The organism is Bradyrhizobium sp. OAE829, from assembly GCF_040546575.1.
GTDB lineage: Bacteria > Pseudomonadota > Alphaproteobacteria > Rhizobiales > Xanthobacteraceae > Bradyrhizobium.
In genome coordinates, this window is record NZ_JBEPOE010000001.1 from 7,207,868 (window position 1) to 7,226,844 (window position 18,977).

12 protein-coding genes are annotated in these 18,977 nt (G+C 63.4%); 4 read left to right on the forward strand and 8 right to left on the reverse strand.

Going from position 1 to position 18,977, the window contains the following annotated elements; genetic code table 11:
• Positions 1–67: 67 nt before the first annotated feature.
• Complete coding sequence (locus tag ABIE49_RS34400; protein WP_192737439.1) at positions 68–1,042, reverse strand: DUF2336 domain-containing protein; 975 nt, start codon at positions 1,040–1,042, stop codon at positions 68–70.
• A gap of 241 nt (positions 1,043–1,283) precedes the next feature.
• On the opposite strand from ABIE49_RS34400, the gene ABIE49_RS34405 reads away from it, so the two are divergent.
• Together ABIE49_RS34405 and ABIE49_RS34410 are read left to right on the forward strand one after the other, a co-directional pair.
• Positions 1,284–1,475: a hypothetical protein gene (locus tag ABIE49_RS34405; RefSeq protein ID WP_249167093.1), complete on the forward strand. Its 192-nt coding sequence runs from the start codon at positions 1,284–1,286 to the stop codon at positions 1,473–1,475.
• Between the two features lie 16 nt (positions 1,476–1,491).
• Entirely contained in the window at positions 1,492–2,265 is a 774-nt protein-coding gene (locus ABIE49_RS34410; protein ID WP_192737440.1) for a hypothetical protein, read from the forward strand.
• A gap of 12 nt (positions 2,266–2,277) precedes the next feature.
• Here ABIE49_RS34410 and ABIE49_RS34415 read toward each other — a convergent pair.
• The 4 genes from ABIE49_RS34415 to ABIE49_RS34430 all read right to left on the reverse strand — a co-directional run bounded on the left by ABIE49_RS34415 (position 2,278) and on the right by ABIE49_RS34430 (position 6,867).
• Positions 2,278–3,217 (reverse strand): IS630 family transposase gene (locus ABIE49_RS34415; protein WP_502915856.1). Its coding sequence is split into 2 segments (ribosomal slippage): positions 2,278–2,880 and positions 2,882–3,217, totalling 939 coding nucleotides; the frame shifts between segments, so codons are not numbered across the junction.
• Between the two features lie 135 nt (positions 3,218–3,352).
• On the reverse strand, positions 3,353–3,979 hold the full coding sequence (locus ABIE49_RS34420) for a DUF1254 domain-containing protein (protein ID WP_192734286.1): 627 nt from the start codon (positions 3,977–3,979) through the stop codon (positions 3,353–3,355).
• On the reverse strand, positions 3,976–4,554 hold the full coding sequence (locus ABIE49_RS34425) for a DUF1214 domain-containing protein (protein ID WP_192734287.1): 579 nt from the start codon (positions 4,552–4,554) through the stop codon (positions 3,976–3,978). Before ABIE49_RS34425 ends, ABIE49_RS34420 begins: the two co-directional genes overlap by 4 nt.
• A 27-nt stretch (positions 4,555–4,581) precedes the next feature.
• Positions 4,582–6,867: a transglycosylase domain-containing protein gene (locus ABIE49_RS34430; RefSeq protein ID WP_192734288.1), complete on the reverse strand. Its 2,286-nt coding sequence runs from the start codon at positions 6,865–6,867 to the stop codon at positions 4,582–4,584.
• Between the two features lie 307 nt (positions 6,868–7,174).
• On the opposite strand from ABIE49_RS34430, the gene ABIE49_RS34435 reads away from it, so the two are divergent.
• Both ABIE49_RS34435 and ABIE49_RS34440 read left to right on the forward strand, forming a co-directional pair.
• Positions 7,175–7,687 carry a YcgN family cysteine cluster protein gene (locus ABIE49_RS34435; protein ID WP_192734289.1) on the forward strand — a complete coding sequence of 171 codons (513 nt, stop codon included), beginning with the start codon at positions 7,175–7,177 and terminating at the stop codon, positions 7,685–7,687.
• A 275-nt stretch (positions 7,688–7,962) separates the two neighbouring features.
• Positions 7,963–9,546 carry an MDR family MFS transporter gene (locus tag ABIE49_RS34440; protein ID WP_192734290.1) on the forward strand — a complete coding sequence of 528 codons (1,584 nt, stop codon included), beginning with the start codon at positions 7,963–7,965 and terminating at the stop codon, positions 9,544–9,546.
• 106 nt (positions 9,547–9,652) lie between these two features.
• Here ABIE49_RS34440 and ABIE49_RS34445 read toward each other — a convergent pair whose 3' ends face one another.
• The 3 genes from ABIE49_RS34445 to ABIE49_RS34455 all read right to left on the reverse strand — a co-directional run bounded on the left by ABIE49_RS34445 (position 9,653) and on the right by ABIE49_RS34455 (position 18,714).
• Positions 9,653–10,042 (reverse strand): response regulator, encoded by a 390-nt coding sequence (locus ABIE49_RS34445; protein WP_192734291.1) that lies wholly within the window; start codon positions 10,040–10,042, stop codon positions 9,653–9,655.
• Positions 10,039–16,839, reverse strand: coding sequence for a GAF domain-containing protein (locus ABIE49_RS34450; protein WP_354067121.1), 6,801 nt, complete (start codon positions 16,837–16,839; stop codon positions 10,039–10,041). The genes ABIE49_RS34445 and ABIE49_RS34450 overlap by 4 nt, the downstream gene beginning before the upstream one ends.
• Positions 16,840–17,079: 240 nt before the next feature.
• Complete coding sequence (locus ABIE49_RS34455; RefSeq protein WP_192734292.1) at positions 17,080–18,714, reverse strand: thiamine pyrophosphate-requiring protein; 1,635 nt, start codon at positions 18,712–18,714, stop codon at positions 17,080–17,082.
• Positions 18,715–18,977 lie beyond the last annotated feature (263 nt).

The window sequence follows — 18,977 nt, forward strand, 5'->3', positions numbered from 1 at the left end:
TATTCTATCTTTGCATGGGGTTGTTTTCGAGATTTTGTGCCCGGGCACGAGATCGTTAGGCCGTCGTCTAGCGCTTCGAACCGTCGGTGCCGGTGCGCACGATTGGCGCGCTTCCGGGCTGTGTGGCCGGCCGTGTCTGGGATGGGGCGGAGCGGGCGCGGTTGCGCTCGTCGTCGTAGAGCGCGGCGCGATATTTGGCACGCGTGACCGCCATGGTCGAACCGCGCCATGCCGCCAGCATCACCAGCGCGGATCGTTCGGTGAGCCGGTCGTAGAGCCGCGACAGCCGGTAGACATGGTGCACGGAGATGCCGGATTCGGGATTGAGGAACATCAATATCCGCTGGAATGCCGCGCTCGGCATGTCGAGCGCACGGGCCGCACAGGCCAGCGGCTCGCCGCCGGGGTCATTCACCACCTGGGTGGCGATCCGCGCCGGCAGGATCAGCGCCTCGCCGATCTCCAGCGCGAAACTGTCGGCGTCCACGGCAAACGCGGCCATTTCCAGCGTCTCGATCGCACGCTTGGCGCGGGCCGCCGGAATCCGCGCCGAGGCCTTCAGCGGCGTCTCGTTGAGATTGTGCAGGATCTGCGCGCGTTCGCTGGCGTTGGCCGCAAAGAACATGTCGCTGATTTCGGCGGCATCGTTGGGCCGCATCGCCAGGCTTGAGGCCATCCGCAGTTCCGCCTCGGTCGGCACCCGGGGGGCCGCTTCGGGCGGGGTGGGCGCAATCGAAGGCGCGAGCGGCACCGTCTGGCCGGGATGGGCGCGCCGCAATCCGAGCTTGTTCATGATCTCAAGCGGGGTTGCCGGATAGATGGCAAGCCGGGCCCGCACGGCCGCGCGGGTAGCGTCGTCGACCTGGTCGATCAGCCGTGAAGTGAGTTCGACGAACTGCCGTTCCTCGTCGGCGGAATGCGCGCTGGCCTGGACATAAAGGTCGGTCAGCACGCGCAGCAAGGTGGGGCGGATGTCGACGCCCTCGCGGCGCGAGAGCGACATCAGCCCGTCGAAGCCCGGAAATAATGGTGCTGCGGTCATGTGAGGTAAACGCGACTTGGAAATCCCTTGGCTGAGCCTACGCGGGGCGCTTTAAGAGTTGGTTAAGGAAAATAACCCCTGAAAAAATGCCGGACTTTTGCGGGTGTTGCATTAACCACAGCGGCCGGCCCGTCGGCGGGCCCCCAAGCGGTGATTAAGATGCCGTTAACCACGTTCTGTTCTGAATGATCGCATGTCGCCGGCCAAATCATGTCCGCGCGGCAATGAGAGAGAACGGAACATGGGCACCATCATTGAATTTCCGGCGGATGCAGCTTCGCGGCGGCCCGCCCCGGATGGCGCTTCGGGCGAGGGCATGGGGACCGTACTGATCCTTCCGGTTGTCCGGATCGAACGTCCAACCGACGAGAGCGGCGGGCGCGGACCGGAAGAAGGTACAGCTCCCGGCCGCCGTCGCCGTCGGCGCCCCTGACAAACGGACATTTGAAATGCCGGAGCTGCGCCATCCGATCCGGAATGCCGGGCTTCGGTCACTCCCGGCTCTTATACTCATCCTGATTGGCTCGGCCCTCGGCGGCTGCAGCGGCGGCGATTTCGGCCGCACCCGCGCCGATTTCCGCAACGACGATATGCATCGTTGGCTGGGCGCCGAGGCCACCGGCAGCGTCGGGCTCAAGCCGTCGCATTTCCAGCTCACCGAAAACGAACGCCAGCTTCGCGATCTCGCCTATCCCCTGATCGAGCCGCCGCTTTCGCGGCCAGCCTGGAAGAGCGTGTTCGGCGATTACCAGCCGCTGCCCTCGCCCTGGCGGCAGAAGGTCGTGTTCGATCGCACCACCTATGGACGTGCCCTGATCGACGAGCCGCACCGCGCGCATACCTCGCGCTATCAGCAATTGATCGAGGACGTGCGCAACGACATCACGCGGTTCGAGCCGTTCTTTGCCTCCGCCATCCGCGTGATCGAACTCGACCGCAAGCGCAGTGCCAGCCTGAAAATGGTGTCGGAGCTGTCGCCGGGCGAACGGGCCGACGCGGTCGCCCGCATGGAAGAGAACACGCTCATCGTGCAGTGGGTGCAACAGTGCCTGGAGCGGCGGATCTCGTCCTATCGCTGGGCGCTGGAGCGGCTGGTAATCCATGCCCCTGATGGCATCGCCGCCGATGCCGACCGCCTGATCGGCGAACTCGCCGCCCAAACCGCCAATCCGCCGGTCGCCGGCAACCCCGTGATCGGGCGCGCGGTCGTGGTGAAGGGCTAAAGCGTGATGGCATTAAGTTCGATAGCCTGAATTTTTGAGGTAGTTGGCACATTCCTCTGAGGTGAAGGCATCGAGTGCGTAGCCGATTGCGGCGCAGACCGCGTCGACGGTTCGCGCGGCAGCTTTGCGGACCAGATGCTTGAGCTTGGCAAAGACCTGCTCGATCGGGTTCAGGTCAGGCGAGTATTTTGGCAGGAAGAAGAGTTTGGCGCCGACCGAACGGATGAGCTGGCGAACTGCTTTGCTCTTGTGGCTGCCGAGGTTATCCAAAACGACGATATCGCCGGGTCGAAGGATGGGCAGAAGAACCTTCTCGACATAGGTGCGAAAGCTCACGCCATCGATCGGCCCCTCGATAAACCATGGCGCATCGATCCGGTCATGGCGCAGGGCCGCCAGGAAGGTCATGGTCTTCCAGCGGCCGTGGGGAACCTTGGCGTGAAGCCTGCGCCCGCGCGGCGCCCATCCCCGCAAGGGAGCCATATCGGTCCGCGTCCAGGTCTCGTCGATGAAGACCAGTCGCTCAGCTTCGACGCGACCTTGATACTTTGTCCATTGGAGGCGCCGCCGCGCCACGTCGGGTCGATCGCGTTCGTCAGCCGCCACGCTTTTTTTTGAAGCTGAGCTTCTCGGCATGCACGAAGTCCCACACCGAGTGGTAGTCGACCTTCAGGCCGCGTCCGGCAAGCTCGGCAACGAGCCCTCGTATGGTGAAATCGCCGTCTTTGATCCGTTGCGACAGCCAAACCGCATGGTCTCCCGAAACTGCCTTCGGCTTATGACCACCCATCTGGCCCGGAGCAACGCTGCCAGTATCCTCGACCCGCTGCATCCAACCGATCGCTGTGCTGATCGCGACCCCAAACTGCTTGGCTGCCTGATTGCGGGACATCCCGCCCTCGATCGCGGACACGACACGCTTGCGAAGATCCAGAGAATAAGGCTTGCCCATCCATGCTGGCCTCCGTCCAGCCATCATGGTGAATCAGAAACCCACAGATTTGGGAATCCCAAATCGATTCAACCTAACCCCATCCCGCTTTAATGCCTCACACTTGAGCTTGCCGTCCCGCGTGGTGCGCGGCTTCTATCGCTTGCCCTTCGGCGCGGGCGCGGGCGCGGGCGCCGGTGCGGGTGGCGGCGGTTCCGGCTGCTTGGGCGGCGCAATTTCGGTTTGCAGCGTGCAGCGCGAGGCCGCCAGCGAAGCCTGGGCCTGCGGCATCAGGCCGGGCTCCGGCGCCAACGCCTTCAGCACGATCAATCCGGTGATGGTCGGGGAGTCGATGATCAGCCGGTCGGCGGCGGTGACTTCCTCATCCTCCGGCAACTGGCCATGTTGCTCCTCGGTCATCAGGTCGAGTTCGATCACCTTGCGGCCGGCGGAGCGGTCGTTGATGGCGTAGTAGGCAACCTCGTTGCGGGTGTAGAACGACACCGACGTATAGGCCTGGCTGACCGGCACCGTGAGCTTGAGCGGGCCAGTCGACAAATCGTAGCGGCAGATCGCGACCGCGAACGCCGGGTCCATGAACGGCATCGGCGCGTTGTTGGGATCGGCGAGCGCGAGCGGCGTCACGGCGTTGGTCCTGGTCATCGGTGTCAGCCGCGAATAGGCGTCCTGGGTTGCGATGCGCGGCAGCGCCAGCACGCTGACGAGATGCACCACGCCGCCGAGCAGCACGCCTGCGATGATCGTGAACAACAACCGGATCATGGGCAGCCCACCGTGGTGATGGAGGGCATCGGCGCGTCGCGCTGCGTCCGCGTCGCGACCCCGACCGGCGTATCGTACAACCGCAGCATCAGCGCGTAACGCTCGATCCCACCGGTCGGCAGCCAGTTTCCGGCGCGCGAGCGCGAGGCGATGCGGATCTCGAACGCGCCGTCGGAGCCGCGGATGATTTCCTGGCTGGTGAAGCCGTAGCGCTGCAATGAATTCGCCACCAGATGTCCCTTGCGGTCGAACAGCGTCAGCGTCCAGAACCGCGCCGCCGGCGTCACGCCGCTGACCACCACGTCGCAGCGTCCGTCGAGCGGCTTCTTCTTGTCGTCTGTGGTGGCCGAGAAGGCGATGCCGTCGCCGGTGCCGATCGGCAATTCGCCGCTGCGTGCGATCGAGGCGCGGGAATAGGGATCGACTTCGGCGGTGCCGCTCTTGGGCCGCGCCGTCCACGAACCGATCGTGAGCGTGCCGAGATCAGTGCCGCGCGTCGCCGTCATATAGGTCGAGCCCAGACCGACGACGGTGGCGAGCGCCAACGCGAGCAACGTGATGAAGATCAGCCGCACAGGCCAGTGCTCCGCAAAATCACCGCACTAGTTCTTCCGCTGCGCCGGCGGAGCCTGGTCGCCGGCGGCTGCGACGTAATTGTCGGGGAAGGCCAGCGCGCTCGACGATGTCGACTTGCCCGGCTTGGCCGGTTCGCTGGCCGATGTCTTGCCCGCGGTCTTGCCGGCCTCGTCGAGCAGCTTCTCGACGCGCACCAGAATGTCGGCGCCGCGCTTGGTGAGCACCGGCGGCGGGCCCGGCTTGGTGTCGAGGATCTTCGGCGCGCCATTGGCGGCGACGTTGGCGGGCTGGGCGGCCTGCGGCACTTTCGTGCCCATGCCGATGCCCGGCACTTCCTTGATCTCGACGCCCTGGTGAGCGACCACCATGACCTCACGCCAGGTCTGTGCCGGCAGCGAACCGCCGGTCATGCGGTTGGTCGGGGAATAGTCGTCATTGCCGTACCAGACCGCGCAGGTAAAGTTTCCGGTGAAGCCGACGAACCAGGCGTCGCGATACGCGTTGGTGGTGCCGGTCTTGCCGGCGGTCGGAATGCCGTCGATGATCGCGCGCCGTGCGGTGCCTTCGCTCACGACGTGGCTCATCATTTCCGACATTTCGGCGGCGACGTTGACGGGAATGGCCTGGATCTGCTTCTTGCCGTCGCGATCGAAGCGCCAGACCAGATCGCCGGCGCCGGTGCGCACTTCCAGCACCGCATGCGGGATCGGCGCCTTGCCCTTGTTCGGGAAGGTCGCATAGGCAACCGCGTGTTCGAGCACGTTGACTTCATCGGAGCCGATCGGCATCGACGGCGTATCGGGCAGCGGCGCCTTGATGCCGAACCTGCGCGCCACTTCGGTAATCTTGACGCGGCCGGCCTTGGCCGGGTTCGGCGACTTGCCGCCGAGCGCAATCGAGAGCTTCACCGGAATGACGTTGATCGAACGCGTGATCGCCTGCGTCAGCGTCATCGGTCCCGAATAGGAGTGGCTGTAGTTCTGCGGACACCAGTTGCCGATGCAGACCGGGCCGTCGACCACGATCGAGGACGGCTTGTAGCCGTTCATCAGCGCGGTGGCGTAGACATAGGGTTTGAACGACGAACCGGGTTGGCGCATCGCGTCGGTCGCGCGGTTGAACTGGCTCGCGCCATAGTCGCGTCCGCCGACCATGGCGCGCACGCCGCCATCGAGGTCGGCGACGGCAAGGGCTGCCTGGGTCGCATGGTAATCGCGGCCGAACTGCCGGAGCTGGTTCTCGACGGTTGCTTCCGCGGCGCGCTGCACGGTCATGTCGATCGCGGTGCGGACCACGAAGACGCGCTCGGTGTAGGATTTCGGGAACGTATCGACCAGCCTGCGCATCTCGTCGAACGCCCAGTCGAGATAGTAGTTCGGCGAATTCTCGTCGCGGCGGTCGACGGCGACGGCCGGATTACGCCGCGCACCGAACACCTGGCCTTCGGTCATGAAGCCGGCATCGACGAGGTTGTCCAGCACTACGTTGGCGCGGGCGCGCGCGGCCGGCAGGTTGATGTGCGGTGCGTATTTGGTCGGCGCCTTGAACAGGCCGGCCAGCATCGCGGATTCGGCAAGCGTGACGTCGCGCGCCGACTTGTTGAAATAGAAATGCGCCGCACCGTCGACGCCGAAGGTGCCGCCGCCCATATAGGCGCGGTCGAGATACAGTTTCAGGATCTCGTTCTTCGTGAGCCGCGTCTCCAGCCATATCGCAAGGAAGGCTTCCTTCACCTTGCGTTCGATGGTGCGCTCGTTGTTCAGGAACAGGTTCTTCGCCAGCTGCTGGGAGATCGACGAACCGCCCTGGCGCACGCCGCCGGCCTGCGCGTTGGTGACGAGGGCGCGCGCGGTGCCGGCGATGTCGATGCCGAAATGGTCGTAGAAGCGGCGGTCCTCGGTGGCGAGGGTCGCCTTGATCAGATTGTCCGGAAAGTCCTCCAGCGGGATCGAGTCGTTGTGCTTGATGCCGCGGTTGCCGATCGGATTGCCGTAGCGGTCGAGGAACGACACCGCGAGGTCGGATTTTTTCAGCCAGTCGTCGTCGGCGGTTTCGCGAAACGCGGGCACCGCGAGCGCCAGCATCAGGATCAGGCCGCCGAGACCGATGGTGGCGGCTTCCGAAGCCGGCTCGATGAACACCCAGCGCTTCCAGCCGCCGACATAGAAGCGGTCCATGAAGGTCGAAAAGCGCTCATAGAGTTCGCGCGCGCCCTTGCCGGATGAGAACAGCGTCGAGTCGATGCGCGCGTCGATGTCCAGCATGACGTGCTGGATCTTTGTCTTCCATCGCGCTGGAATGAACTGGCGCACCGGGGCCCTTGCTCGGTTCGTAGGCGCTCTGCGCACGCTTGGCGCTATCGAGACGTCTTGCTTCGATGTTGCGGCAAACCCAAGGCGCTTTTACGGCTCGCCAGGCGGCCTTCAAGCACGTTGGGGACTCGCGGTTGTTCTATCCGAGCGGGGGCCATAAACCAATGGTCTGGCTCACCATTTTGATGGTCAGGACTAACGCTGCCCCCGGCTTTTTTGTACCGGCCGGAGCGGTCTCGCTTGCAAGGCTGCCACCGCACCTCCTAGAAGGGCGCAAGACCGATCGGATCCGGAAAACCCTGAATTCATGACCGCACCGCCCAAGCGAGCTTCCGGCCAGGAGGGATTCTTCTGGAAAACCAAGACGTTGGAAGAGATGTCCAGCGCCGAATGGGAAAGCCTGTGCGACGGCTGTGCGCGCTGCTGCCTGGAAAAGCTCGAAGACGAGGATACCGGCAAAATCTATTTCACCCACGTCTCCTGCAAGCTGCTCGATTCGGGCTCCTGCGCCTGCAAGGACTACCCGAACCGCTCCGCCAAGGTTCCCGACTGCGTCCGGCTGACCCCCGAAAACGTCCGCACCCTGAACTGGCTGCCGCCAAGCTGCGGCTACAAGCTGGTCGCCGAGGGCCGTGACCTCTACTGGTGGCACCCGCTGTTATCGGGTGATCCCAATACCGTGCATGAAGCCGGCGTTTCCGTGCGCGGGCGGGTGCAGGGAACGGAGAACGAGATCGCCGACGAGGATCTCGAAGATCACATCGTGCAATGGCCGGCGCTGTTGCCGAAGCGGGCGCGGTTGAAGAAGCGGCCGGCGTGAATTCGCAGCGCGGCCCAGAGCAAATCGCGAAAACAACCCCATGCCCCAGGGCCCTTTGCGAAGCTGGCGCTGCATGAGGCGGGCGGGTTCAAAAAGCGGCCGAAATCGTAACGTTTTGCGCAAGCCATCGATCACGTGATTGCGAAGCTGCGCTCGCGGGATGCTCCCATGCGCGCGGGTGCCTGCCGCCGGAGCAGTTTGCGCTCTAAAGTGCAGCCGATATAGCGATTCCATCTCGGCGGCTTTGAGCTGCGAAGAAAAATATTACGTCTCAAATGAACAAGTTCGAACGGCAGCGTGGTCAACCTGCCGACCACGATACGTTAACCGACGAAATTTCGGCTGAAATCTCGCACATCACGACCGAGGTCATCGATGTCAGCGATGCGCCGCCGATTGCGCCGCGCGCGCCGCTGACTCAGGACGAGGTCCGCACCATCCTGATCAGCCTGATGCTGACGATGTTTCTGGCCGCGCTCGACCAGACCATCGTCGCAACCGCGTTGCCGACCATTGGCCGCCAGTTCGGTGACGTTTCCAATCTCTCCTGGGTGATCACGGCCTACCTCCTGGCATCGACTGCGGTGGCGCCGGTGTTCGGCACGCTGAGCGACATCTACGGCCGCCGCGTCATGATCATTGTCGCGCTCAGCCTGTTCATCGCGGGCTCGATCCTGTGCGCATTGGCGCCGAACATGCCGATCCTGATCCTCGCGCGCGGCCTGCAGGGCCTCGGCGGCGGCGGCATCATGCCTGTCGTGCAGACCGTGATCTCCGACGTGGTGAGCCCACGCGAACGCGGCCAGTACCAGGCCTATTTCAGCGGCGTGTGGGTCGCCGCCGGGATCGGCGGGCCGGTCGTCGGAGGGGTGTTCGCCGAACATCTGCACTGGTCGATGATCTTCTGGATCAACGTGCCGCTCGCGCTCGGCGCGCTGGCGCTGCTGCTGCCGAAGATGGGCAAGATCCCGGTGTTCCACCGCCGGCGCAAGGTCGACTGGCTCGGCGGCGTCTTGCTGATGGCGGCAGCCGTGGTGTTCATGCTGGTGCTGACCTGGGGCGGCAACCGTTATCTGTGGCTGTCGCCGACCATCATCGCGATGATCGGCGCGTCGGCTGCGCTGGCGTTCAGCTTCGTCTGGCACGCGCGCAAGGCCGACGAGCCGTTCCTGCCGCTGCCGCTGATGGGCGGAACGGTGGTGCCCTATGCGATGGCCGCCGGCGGCTGTGCGCTCGGCGCCATCACCGGACTGACGGTCAATCTGCCGCTCTATTACGAGGTGGTCTATCACCTCACCGCCAGCGAGGCGGGGCTTGCTCTTATTCCGCTCGCCGCGATCTCGACCTGTGGCGCCGCGATCGCCGGACGCACCATGGCGCGCGCCAAACACTACAAGCGCGTCGCGATTATCGGAACGTCGATCGCCGCGGTTTCGGGGTGCGCGCTGGCGCTCACCACGCTGCCGCTGTGGGGATTGCTGGTGCTGCTGTCGGTGTTCGCGCTCGGGCTCGGTACGACGTTTCCGGTCAGCGTGGTCTCGCTGCAGAATTCGGTGGCGCGCCCGCAGATCGGCACCGTCACGGGCGCGATGAACTTCTTCCGCGCGCTGATGTCGTCGTTCACGGTCGCAGCCTTCACCGCGATCCTGCTGATGGTGCTGGGGTCGGACATTTCGCTGGTCGGCGAACACCACGGTCCCCTGAATTCGATCCCCGTCGCCGACATGATCACGGCGTTCCGCTACGTATTCGGCGCCGCGGCCGCGCTGATGGCCGGCGCCACGCTCTGCATGATCCTGATGGAGGAACGGCCGCTGGCCGGTCCGGGGACGCCGCCGCCCGTCGAGATGGCGGAGTAGGGCGCTCTAGCCTTTTTCCGTTCCGATTGAATCGGAACGGGGCTCTGGATTCTTGATTGACGCGTTTTCTGGACGCGAACCGGTATCCACTTCGCTGGAAAACGCTCTAACTAGCCTGTGCCAGCCGCGTATCGATTTCGTCCCGGAGCAGGGCGAAGTCGATCGGCTTGGTGAGCAGACCTATCGCGCCGCCGGCGATCGCCTTGCGCCTGGTCTCCGCATCGCCATAGGCGGTGATCATGATGACGGGAACGTCGGGCCGGATCTCCTTGACCCTGGGCAGCATCTCGATCCCGGTCATCCCGGGCATGTTGATATCCGACAGGATCAGGATCAGCGAATGCTCGATGGTGGAGCCGATGCGGGCGAGCGCATCGGCCGCCGAGCCGGCGAAATCCATCACAAAGCGTTGCGCGCGCAGATCCTTGCGGAATTGCTGGCGAAACAGCGCCTCGACGTCGGGCTCGTCATCGACCACAAGCACCAGAACACTCATGTGGAACCCCGGGTCTTGTTAAGAGGATTGCTGGTCCTCGGCAGGACAATGCGAAACTCGGTGAACTGACCGTGCTCGGTATCGACGTCGATGGTGCCACCATGCTGTTTCACGATGATGTCGTGGCTCATCGACAGACCGAGTCCGGTGCCTTCGCCCGCGGGTTTTGTGGTGAAGAACGGGTTGAACATCTTGTCCTTCACCTCGGACGGGATGCCGGTACCGTTGTCGCGGATGCGAATCTCGACGGCGTCGCCGAGATCGCGGGTGGCGGCGATCAGCACGGGATCAAAGCCGGGCTGGCCGGCCTCGATCCTGCGCCGGTTCACGGCATAAAAGCCGTTCGAGATCAGGTTCAGGAACACGCGGGTGATTTCCTGCGGAAACACCTCGACCATGCCGGCATTGGCGTCGAAGTCGCGCTGCAGGGTGACGTTAAAGTCGGCTCGTTCGGCGCGGGCGCCGTGATAGGCGAGGTTGAGGCTCTCGTCGATCAGCGCGTTGATGTCGGCGGGCCGGTGATCACCGCCTCCCTCGCGCGAATGCAACAGCATGTTCTTGACGATGGAATCGGCGCGCTGGCCGTGCTGGACCACCCTTTGCAAATTGTCCTTGAGCAGGCCGGTCAGTTCGTCAACCTCTTCGCGGATCTTCTCGCTGATCTCGGCAAGCTTGAGCACGTCATTCAGTTCATCGGTCAGTTCCGCCGAAAGGGCGGCGAAATTATTGACGAAGTTGAGCGGGTTCTTGATCTCATGCGCGATGCCTGCGGTGAGCTGGCCGAGCGAAGCGAGTTTCTCGGTCTGCACCAGCCGGTCCTGCGCGGTGCGAAGATCGTCGAGCGACCGCGTGAGATCGTGGGTACGCTCCCGAAGCTCCTTGAGCAGCCGCGTGTTCTCGATCGCAATAACGGCCTGGCTCGCAAAGCTGCTCAACAGCGCAATCTGCTTGTCGTTGAACGGCGAAACTTCGAGACGGTAAATTCCAATGGTGCCGACGAACTCGTCGTCCTTGATCATCGGAACGATGAGGATCGTGCGCGCGCCCGCCAGCTCGGCAAGCTGTACGGTCGCCGGATCGCCCTGGATGTAAAGCGGCCGCGTGCGAAGGTCATGAATGTGTGCAACCTTTTTTGTCAGGACCATTTGTCCGAGGTCGCCGTCGGGATGCGCCCGAAAACTCCGTTGCCTGGCGGCCTCGAATGCCGGAGGCACGTTGTGGAAGCCGACGGTATGAAAACTGTCGCCGTCGTACAGGTTCATGAGGCCGAACTGCGCGCCGCAAATGCGCGTGGCGTTTTCGAGCATGCTCTTGAACACCGGCTCCAGATCACCGGCGGACCGGCTGATCACGCTCAGCACTTCCGACGTCGCGGTCTGCTGCTCCAAAGATTCGGAAAGCTCGCGGGTGCGCTGCTGCACTTCCTCGAACAGACGGACATTGCCGATCGCGATCACGGCCTGGTCCGCGAAGGTCTGCAGCAAGGCAATCTGCTTCTCTTCGAAGGGGTTTACTTCGAGGCGGCGGAGCGTGATCACTCCGAGGCTTTTGCCGTCGCGGAGCAGCGGCACGCTCAGAACGGTGCGCTGGCCATTTTTCTGTCCCAACTTCTTGGCTTCGGGAAATTCGTCGCCCTCGGGAGACAGGAGGTCTTTTACCTGAACCGGCTTTCCCTCAATGACAGCGCGGCCGGCCGTCCAGTTCCGGCTGATGGGCCGCTCGTTCAAGGTGACCGATAGCGGGCCATGGTGCGCACTGAAGCGAAGGTTGTCGCCTTGTTTGAGGCGCACTATGGCGTCATACGCATCGCAAACCTCGCAGGCGCTTTCGACGATCGCCTGGAGTACTGGGTTGATGTCGGTCGGCGAGGAGGCGATGACCTTCAGGATATTCGCGCTTCCGGTCTGGTAGGTCAGCGCTTCGGTAAGATCGCGCGTGCGTGCCTGAACCTCGTCGAACAAGCGGACGTTCTCGATCGCGATCACCGCCTGGTCGGCGAAGGTCATGGCAAGATCGACATGTCGCTCGGTGAAAGGCTGCACCTTCTTGCGGAACAACAACAGCAGGCCGATCGCGACGCCCTCGCGCAGCAGCGGGACACCCATCATGCTTCGGATGCCAACCCGTTGCTGCAAAGCGAAGTCATACTCCGGGTCGTTTTCGGCGTCGTCGATGAGTACCGGTGCATTTTCGAGCAGGACGCGCGCGCCAAGCGAGCCGCGCCCAGGCTTGTGGTCGATGTCCATGACAGCGAGGTGATGCTCTTCGCGCAAGCCAAAGCTCGCCGCGCCTCGAAATCCCTCGCCGACCCTGCGATGGATGACGACAAAATCCGCCTCGCACAGGCTAGCTGCCGATTCCGAAAGCGTGTCGAGAACCTTCTGCAGATCGAATGCCGAGCGGCTGATCACCTTGAGCACTTCGGCGGTCGCAGTCTGCTGCTGCAGGGTTTCGCTCAAATCTTCCGTGCGCTGGCGAACTTCATCGAACAGGCGGACGTTCTCGATCGCAATGACGGCCTGGTCGGCAAAAGTGGTGACGAGGTCGATCTGCTTCTGCGTGAACTCTGCCACCCGTTGTCGCGCCAGCACGATGGTTCCGATCGGCTCATTCTCTCGCAGCAACGGGACGCATAAACTGGTGTGCTGACGGCCGATCGTGGTAGCTTCGCGCAAGGTGTATTCGGGATCAGTAGCGACATCGAGAATTTGAATCGTGCGCCGTTCGAGTACGGCGCGCCCGGTGATCGAACCTCTGTCGGCCTTGAGAGGGTGGGTCTCGAGGAATTCAATGTATTCGCGGCTGTAGCCGACGGCGGCGCCGGCCCGATACTCATCGCCTTCGCGCCGCATGATAAAGGCCATCTCGGCGTCGCAAAGCAGGGCAGCCGTGTTCACCAGCGTATCGAGCACCGGTTGCAGGTCGAAAGTCGACCGACTGATGGTCTTGAGAACGTCGCCAACCGCTGTCTGCTGCTGCAGGGATTCACTCAAGTCGTCGGTGCGCTGCTGGACCTCGTTGAACAGCCGCGCATTCTGTATCGCGATCGCCGCCTGGTCGGCGAAGGTCTGCAACAGCGCCAATTCCTTGTCGCGGAACGCACCTTTGAGCCGCGAGACGCCGATCGCGCCGATGCCGCGCTCGTCCCACATCATCGGAGCGTAGGCCATCGCCTCGTATCCGGCCACTTGCGCCACGTGCCGTACCGCGCGCGTGAGCCGCGTATCGTTGGCTGCGTCGGTGTAATGCACGACACGTCGTTCGCGAATGGCATGACCTGCCGGCGACTTGTCCACCGGTGCCGGGAAGGTGGCGGCCACCGCGTCATGCTGCTTGCCGACATAGGCGCCGAGCGTGACAACGCCTTCGTCATCGACCAGCAGCACGGCAGTCTCGTCGCTGCCGAACAGATGCTTACAACTATCGAGGATCTTGTCGAACGCCGGCTGGGTGTCGGCCACGGAGCTGCTGATCACGCGCAAGATGTCGGCAGAAGCTTTCTGTTGCTCCAGCGCCTCCTTGGTCTCGTTGAACAGCCGCGCGTTCTGGATCGCGATGACGGCCTGGTCGGCGAAGCTGCGCAGCAGGCTGCACTCCTTTTCGCTGAACGGCTTCATCGACGTGCGGCCGACGAAGATCGAGCCGATGGCACGGTCCTCCCACAGCATGGGCGCAAGCGCCATCGAATAGTTTTTGCCGATACGGCGGGCGATCTCGCGCAGTGGCGAAGGCACGTCGGGATCGTTGAACACGTCGGCGTAATGGATCAGGCGGCGCTCGCGGAAGGCCACCTCGCTCGCGGTTCCCTCCAGGGGCACCGGGTACAGCGCGCGCACGCGCTCGGCGTTGGTGCCATGCGCCGCGCCGATGTGGAGTAATCCATCGTCGCCCGCAAGGTAGATGAAGCGGTCATCGCCGCCAAACAGATGCTCGATGCTGCGCAGGATCTCGTCGAATACGGGCTGGGCGTCGGCGACCGAGCTGCTGACGACCCGGAGGATGTCCGCCGACGCTTTTTGCTGTTCCAGCGCCTCCCGGGTCTCGTTGAACAGCCGCGCATTCTGGATCGCGATCACGGCCTGGTCGGCGAAGGTCTGGACAAGTGCGAGTTGTTTGTCCGAAAGCTTGAACCCGACCTGAGGGTGCGTCAGAATGATGGTGCCGATGCCTTTGCTCTCATGGATCAGTGGCACGAAAATGATGTTCCGGAAGCCACCCGCGGCTGCGATTTTTCGAGTGAACTCTGGTGTGTCCGGCGCGCTGGCATCGGGAATCTCTATGATTCGGCGCTCCAGCATCGCACGCGCCGAGGGTGAGCGATCCGGGTCGAAAGCGATCGGATACCTGGCCCTGGCAGCTTCGTGATCGAAACTCGACGCGATCTCCGCGATCGCGTTCCAATGCAATTTGCCATCCTTCAGCGTTGTGATGGTGGCCGAGCATGGCTCGAAGAGCCGCGCAGCGCTCTTTACGATCGCGTCGAACACCGGCTGCACGTCCGACGGCGAACTGGCGATGACCTTCAAAATATCGGCCGTCGCGGTTTGCCGTTCCAGCGCCTCCCGCGTCTCGTTGAACAGCCGCACATTTTCCATCGCGATCACCGACTGCGCGGCGAACATCTGCAGCAGCCGGACGTGCGGCTCGTCGAACGGGCCGGGTGCCCGGCGCGTGACCGTGATGATGCCGACGGCCTTGCCCTCGTTCATGAGCGGCGCGAACAGCATGCTGCGATATCCCCGTGCACGCGCGATGTCGCGTGCCGCCGGCTCGAGTTCGGTATCGACGAGTTCCGCCGGCGCACCGTTGCGGACCAGCTGGTAGGGCGGGAACCGGTCAAGCGGCACCGGGAACGAGGATTGCAGCACCGCATCGCCCGCGGGGTCCGTCGGAGTGAACGCTGACAAATGGATCTGGTCGTCGACGTAGCGAAAGATCGCGGTGGAAAATCCACCGATCAGCCGGTTCGCGCTGGTCACGATGGCCTCGAACACCGGCTGAACATCCGACGGCGAGCCGGCGATCACCTTGAGGACATCAGCCGTCGCGGTCTGTCGCTCGAGGGCCTGCCTGGTTTCGTTGAACAGGCGCGCGTTCTCGATCGCGATCACGGCCTGGTCGGCGAATGTCTGCAGCAATTGCACGTGGTCGGCGGCAAAGGCGCCCGGCTCCGCGCGGGTGACGCTGATCATGCCGACCGGCACGCCCTGGTTCATCAGGGGCGTGAACAATACACTGCGAAAGCCGCGCAGCCGCGCCAGATCCCGGTTCAACTTCGGGACGTGCTCGGCTTCGCTGTCGGGAAACTGAACGGTCTCGCCATTGCGCACCAGCGCGAAGGTCGGGAATTCCGAGATTGATCTTGGAAACGAGGCCTTCAGGCCTTCATCGGCGGCGGGGCTGGTCGGCGTGTACGCCACCAGATGCAGTTCGTCGCCGAGAAAGCGCAGCACCGTGGCGGAGAACCCGCCGAGCAGTCGCTTGGCGCTGGCAGCGATGGCTTCGAACACCGGTTGCGCGTCGGAGGGAGAGGCGGCAATGACCTTGAGGATTTCGGCCGTGGCGGTCTGCCGCTCCAGCGCGTCCCTTGTCTCGCGAAACAGCCGCGTGTTTTCGATGGCGATCACAGCCTGGTCAGCAAAGGTCTGCAGCAGCGCTGTCTGTCTGGCTGTGAAGGCTACCGGTTCCAGGCGACGGAGTACGATCGCACCAATGGCTTCTCCCTCCCGCAGGAGAGGTATGCTGAGGGTGCAGCGGTGTCCCTGTTCGCGCGATTGCCGTTGTCCCTCGGGAAAATCGGCAGCCTCGGGGGCCCAAAAGTCAGACACCTGCACAGGCACCTTGTCGACAACCGAGCGACCCGTGACCCACTCCCTGTTGATCGGTCGACTGTGTTGACCTGTCGGTATCGGCCCGTGATGGGCGCTGAAATGCAGATGGTCGCCAATCTTGAGCAGGACGTTGGCATCATAGGCGTCACAAAGCGCGCAGGCGCTTTCGACAATTGCCTTGAGCGCCGGTTCGACATCGGCCGGCGAGGATGCGATCACCCTGAGCACGTCGGCGGTCGCGGTCTGCTGACGGAGGGATTCGCTCAGATCGTTGGCGCGTTGGCGTCGTTCGTTGAACAGCCGCGAATTCTCGATTGCGATGGCGGCCTGATCCGCAAAGCTCTGCTGAAGCGCGAGTTCATCCTCGGTGAACGGCGCAAGCTGATCGCGGTAAACGATCAGCGCGCCGATCGCTTTGCCTTCGCACCGCAGCGGTGACCCGGACATCGAGCGCGTACCGGCCTCGCGAACATATGGCAATCCCGGCCAATCGGCGATTTCGGAATCGACATTGTCGACATCGGGCACGTGAACCTGGCGGTTCTCGCCCACGATGGTTCCGGGCATATTGCGGCCGCCGATCTTGAGCTGCGTTTCCGGAACGCCGGCGCCGACGCGCTTCGAGCTTTCACCGAAACGGATGGTCTTGGCCCAGCCGTCGCCCTCGGCAATATGGATGGTGGCGCTGGACGCATCGAACAGGCGGGCGCTGGTTTCGGCGATCTGGTACAGTGCGTGTTCGGCATCGCCCGATACGCTGGCAATGGTTCGCAGGATATCGGCGCTGGCGTTCTGGCGCTCCCGGGCGATGCTCAGTTCATGGATCAGCCGGCCGTTCTCCGCGTCCGTCGCTGCCTGACGGGCGATATCAGCGTCGTGGGCGGCGAAGCTGGATTCGAGTCTCTGCTCGAGCTCGGCAACCAGTCTGTAGAGATCGGCCACGGCGTCCGGGGGGAGCGCGGTCATTCACTCAAATCCATTTCACGGCAAGTCATTTCAGAGCAAGCCATTTCAGAGCAAGCCTTTTCACAGCAAGTCATTTCACAGCAAGTCTTGCAGGCCGATGGGGCCAAGCCATCAGTGCTCGCACCAATGTGGCAGATAATTTCATTCCGGGCGCGGCAAGCCACCGCCATCCCGGCCTTTTCTTAAGGCCGGGGCGTCAAAATGTGAAGCAGGCTTAAGCGGTTATCGCCGGGTCGGTGATCAGGTTCCGGGCCGGGAGACCTCGGTCTCCTTGCTGGTGATGAATTCCAGCAGCACCGGAATGCCTTCCTTGGTCTTGGCGATGCCGCGCTGGATCGCGGGAATGATGTCTTCCGGCTTGGTCACCCGTTCGCCATAGCCGCCGAAGGCGCGCGCCATCGCGGCGTAGTCGCCGGAAATGTCGGTCGAGCGGTATTTCTCGGTCGAGATCGGCATCACCTTCAGCTCGATCGCCATGGAAAAATTGTTCAAGAGGATCGACATGATCGGAATCCGCTCGCGCACGGCGGTCTCGAAATCCATGCCGGTGAAGCCGATCGCGGCATCGCCCCAGACATTGATGCAGAGCTTGTCGGGCTTTGCGAGCTTGGCGCCCATGGCGAGCCCAAGCCCGTAGCCGAGCTGGGTGGTCTTGCCCCAGCCGATATAGGACAGCGGCTCGACCGATTTCCAGAACGGCGAGAGCTGGTCGCGCGGACTGCCGGCATCATGGGTGATGACGGTGTTCTTGATGTCGACCGTGTGCTGCAGGTCCCACAATACGCGATAGGGATTGAGTGGGGCGTCGTTGTGGGTGAGTTTCGGCATCCACTTCGCCAGCCATTCCTTGTGCGAGGCGGCGATCTCTGCGGCGACAGAGGATGCGTCACGATCGCTGGTGACGCTTCTGCCGATCTCTTCCAGCAACGCATCGAGCACCAGGCCGGCATCGCCGACCAGGCCGATCCTGGCCTCGACATCCTTGTTGAGATGGTTGGGGTCCAGCGTCGAATGAATGATGGTCTTGCCCTTCGGCATCGCGATGCCGAACGAGGTCTCGGTAAAGGAGCAACCGATGCCGAAGATCACGTCGGCCTCGCCGAGGAATTTTGGCACCGCGCGGGGCACGGCAAGGCCGCCAGAGCCCAGCGACAGCGGATGCGTCTCGGGAAACGACGATTTTCCGCCAAGGCTCGTGGTGACGGGGATGGCGAGACGCTCGGCCAGGCGCTTCAGTTGCGGCCAGGCCCTGGCGTAGTGCACGCCCTGGCCGGCGTAGATCACAGGCCGCTTGGCGCCGACCAATAGCGCGGCCGCTTCCTTGATGTGGACGGGATCGGCGCCGTAGCGCGTGCGCAGCACCGGCGTGTAGTTCAGCGGCTCCGGCACGTCTTCGTTCCACATGTCGGCCGGGATTTCGACGATGACAGGCCCGCCGCGGCCGTTCTTCAGTTTTGTGAACGCCCGCCGGAAAATATTGCAGACTTCAGCCGCAAGAATGATCGGCTCGGAGGATTTTGAGAACGCCTTCATCGCCTGGCTCGAATTGAAGTTCGGGTCGATGTTGGCGAGCCGCCGCGCATAGCCCATCGGCAGCACCAGCACGGGGACGGATTCGCCGTAACATTGCGCCACACCGCCCATGGCGTTTTCGGCGCCGGGGCCGTGCTGCATGCAGAAGGCACCGATCGAATGGCCCGAGGTGACGCGGGAGATCGCATCCGCCATGTGGACGCCGATGCGTTCCTGGCGGACCATCACGGGGCGGATATCGGCACTGGCGGCATATTCGATCAGATGATTGACGGGATAGCCGCAGAGGATATCGATCCCCTCGCGCTTCATGATTTCTGCAATCGCGGCGCCGAGCTTCATGACGGTTTCCCCCTTGTGTGCAGGCCGGTTCGTTCGGCCGATTTCTCACAGTTGGAACAGGAATTTTCCTCACCGTAAAGCGCAGGCGGCGCCTGCTCCGGGAAGTGCTGATATGCGTTTGCCGCCGGAGCGGTTGCTGCAGACCAATACCGGCGTCAAACCGATGAGTTCGAAGTCAAGCAGATCCCACTCGATCAGAAGGTGCCGGGTGCTGTTCGCTGCGGCGGCCTCGAGGCCTGCCGCGTCCTACGGGCGAGAGGAGG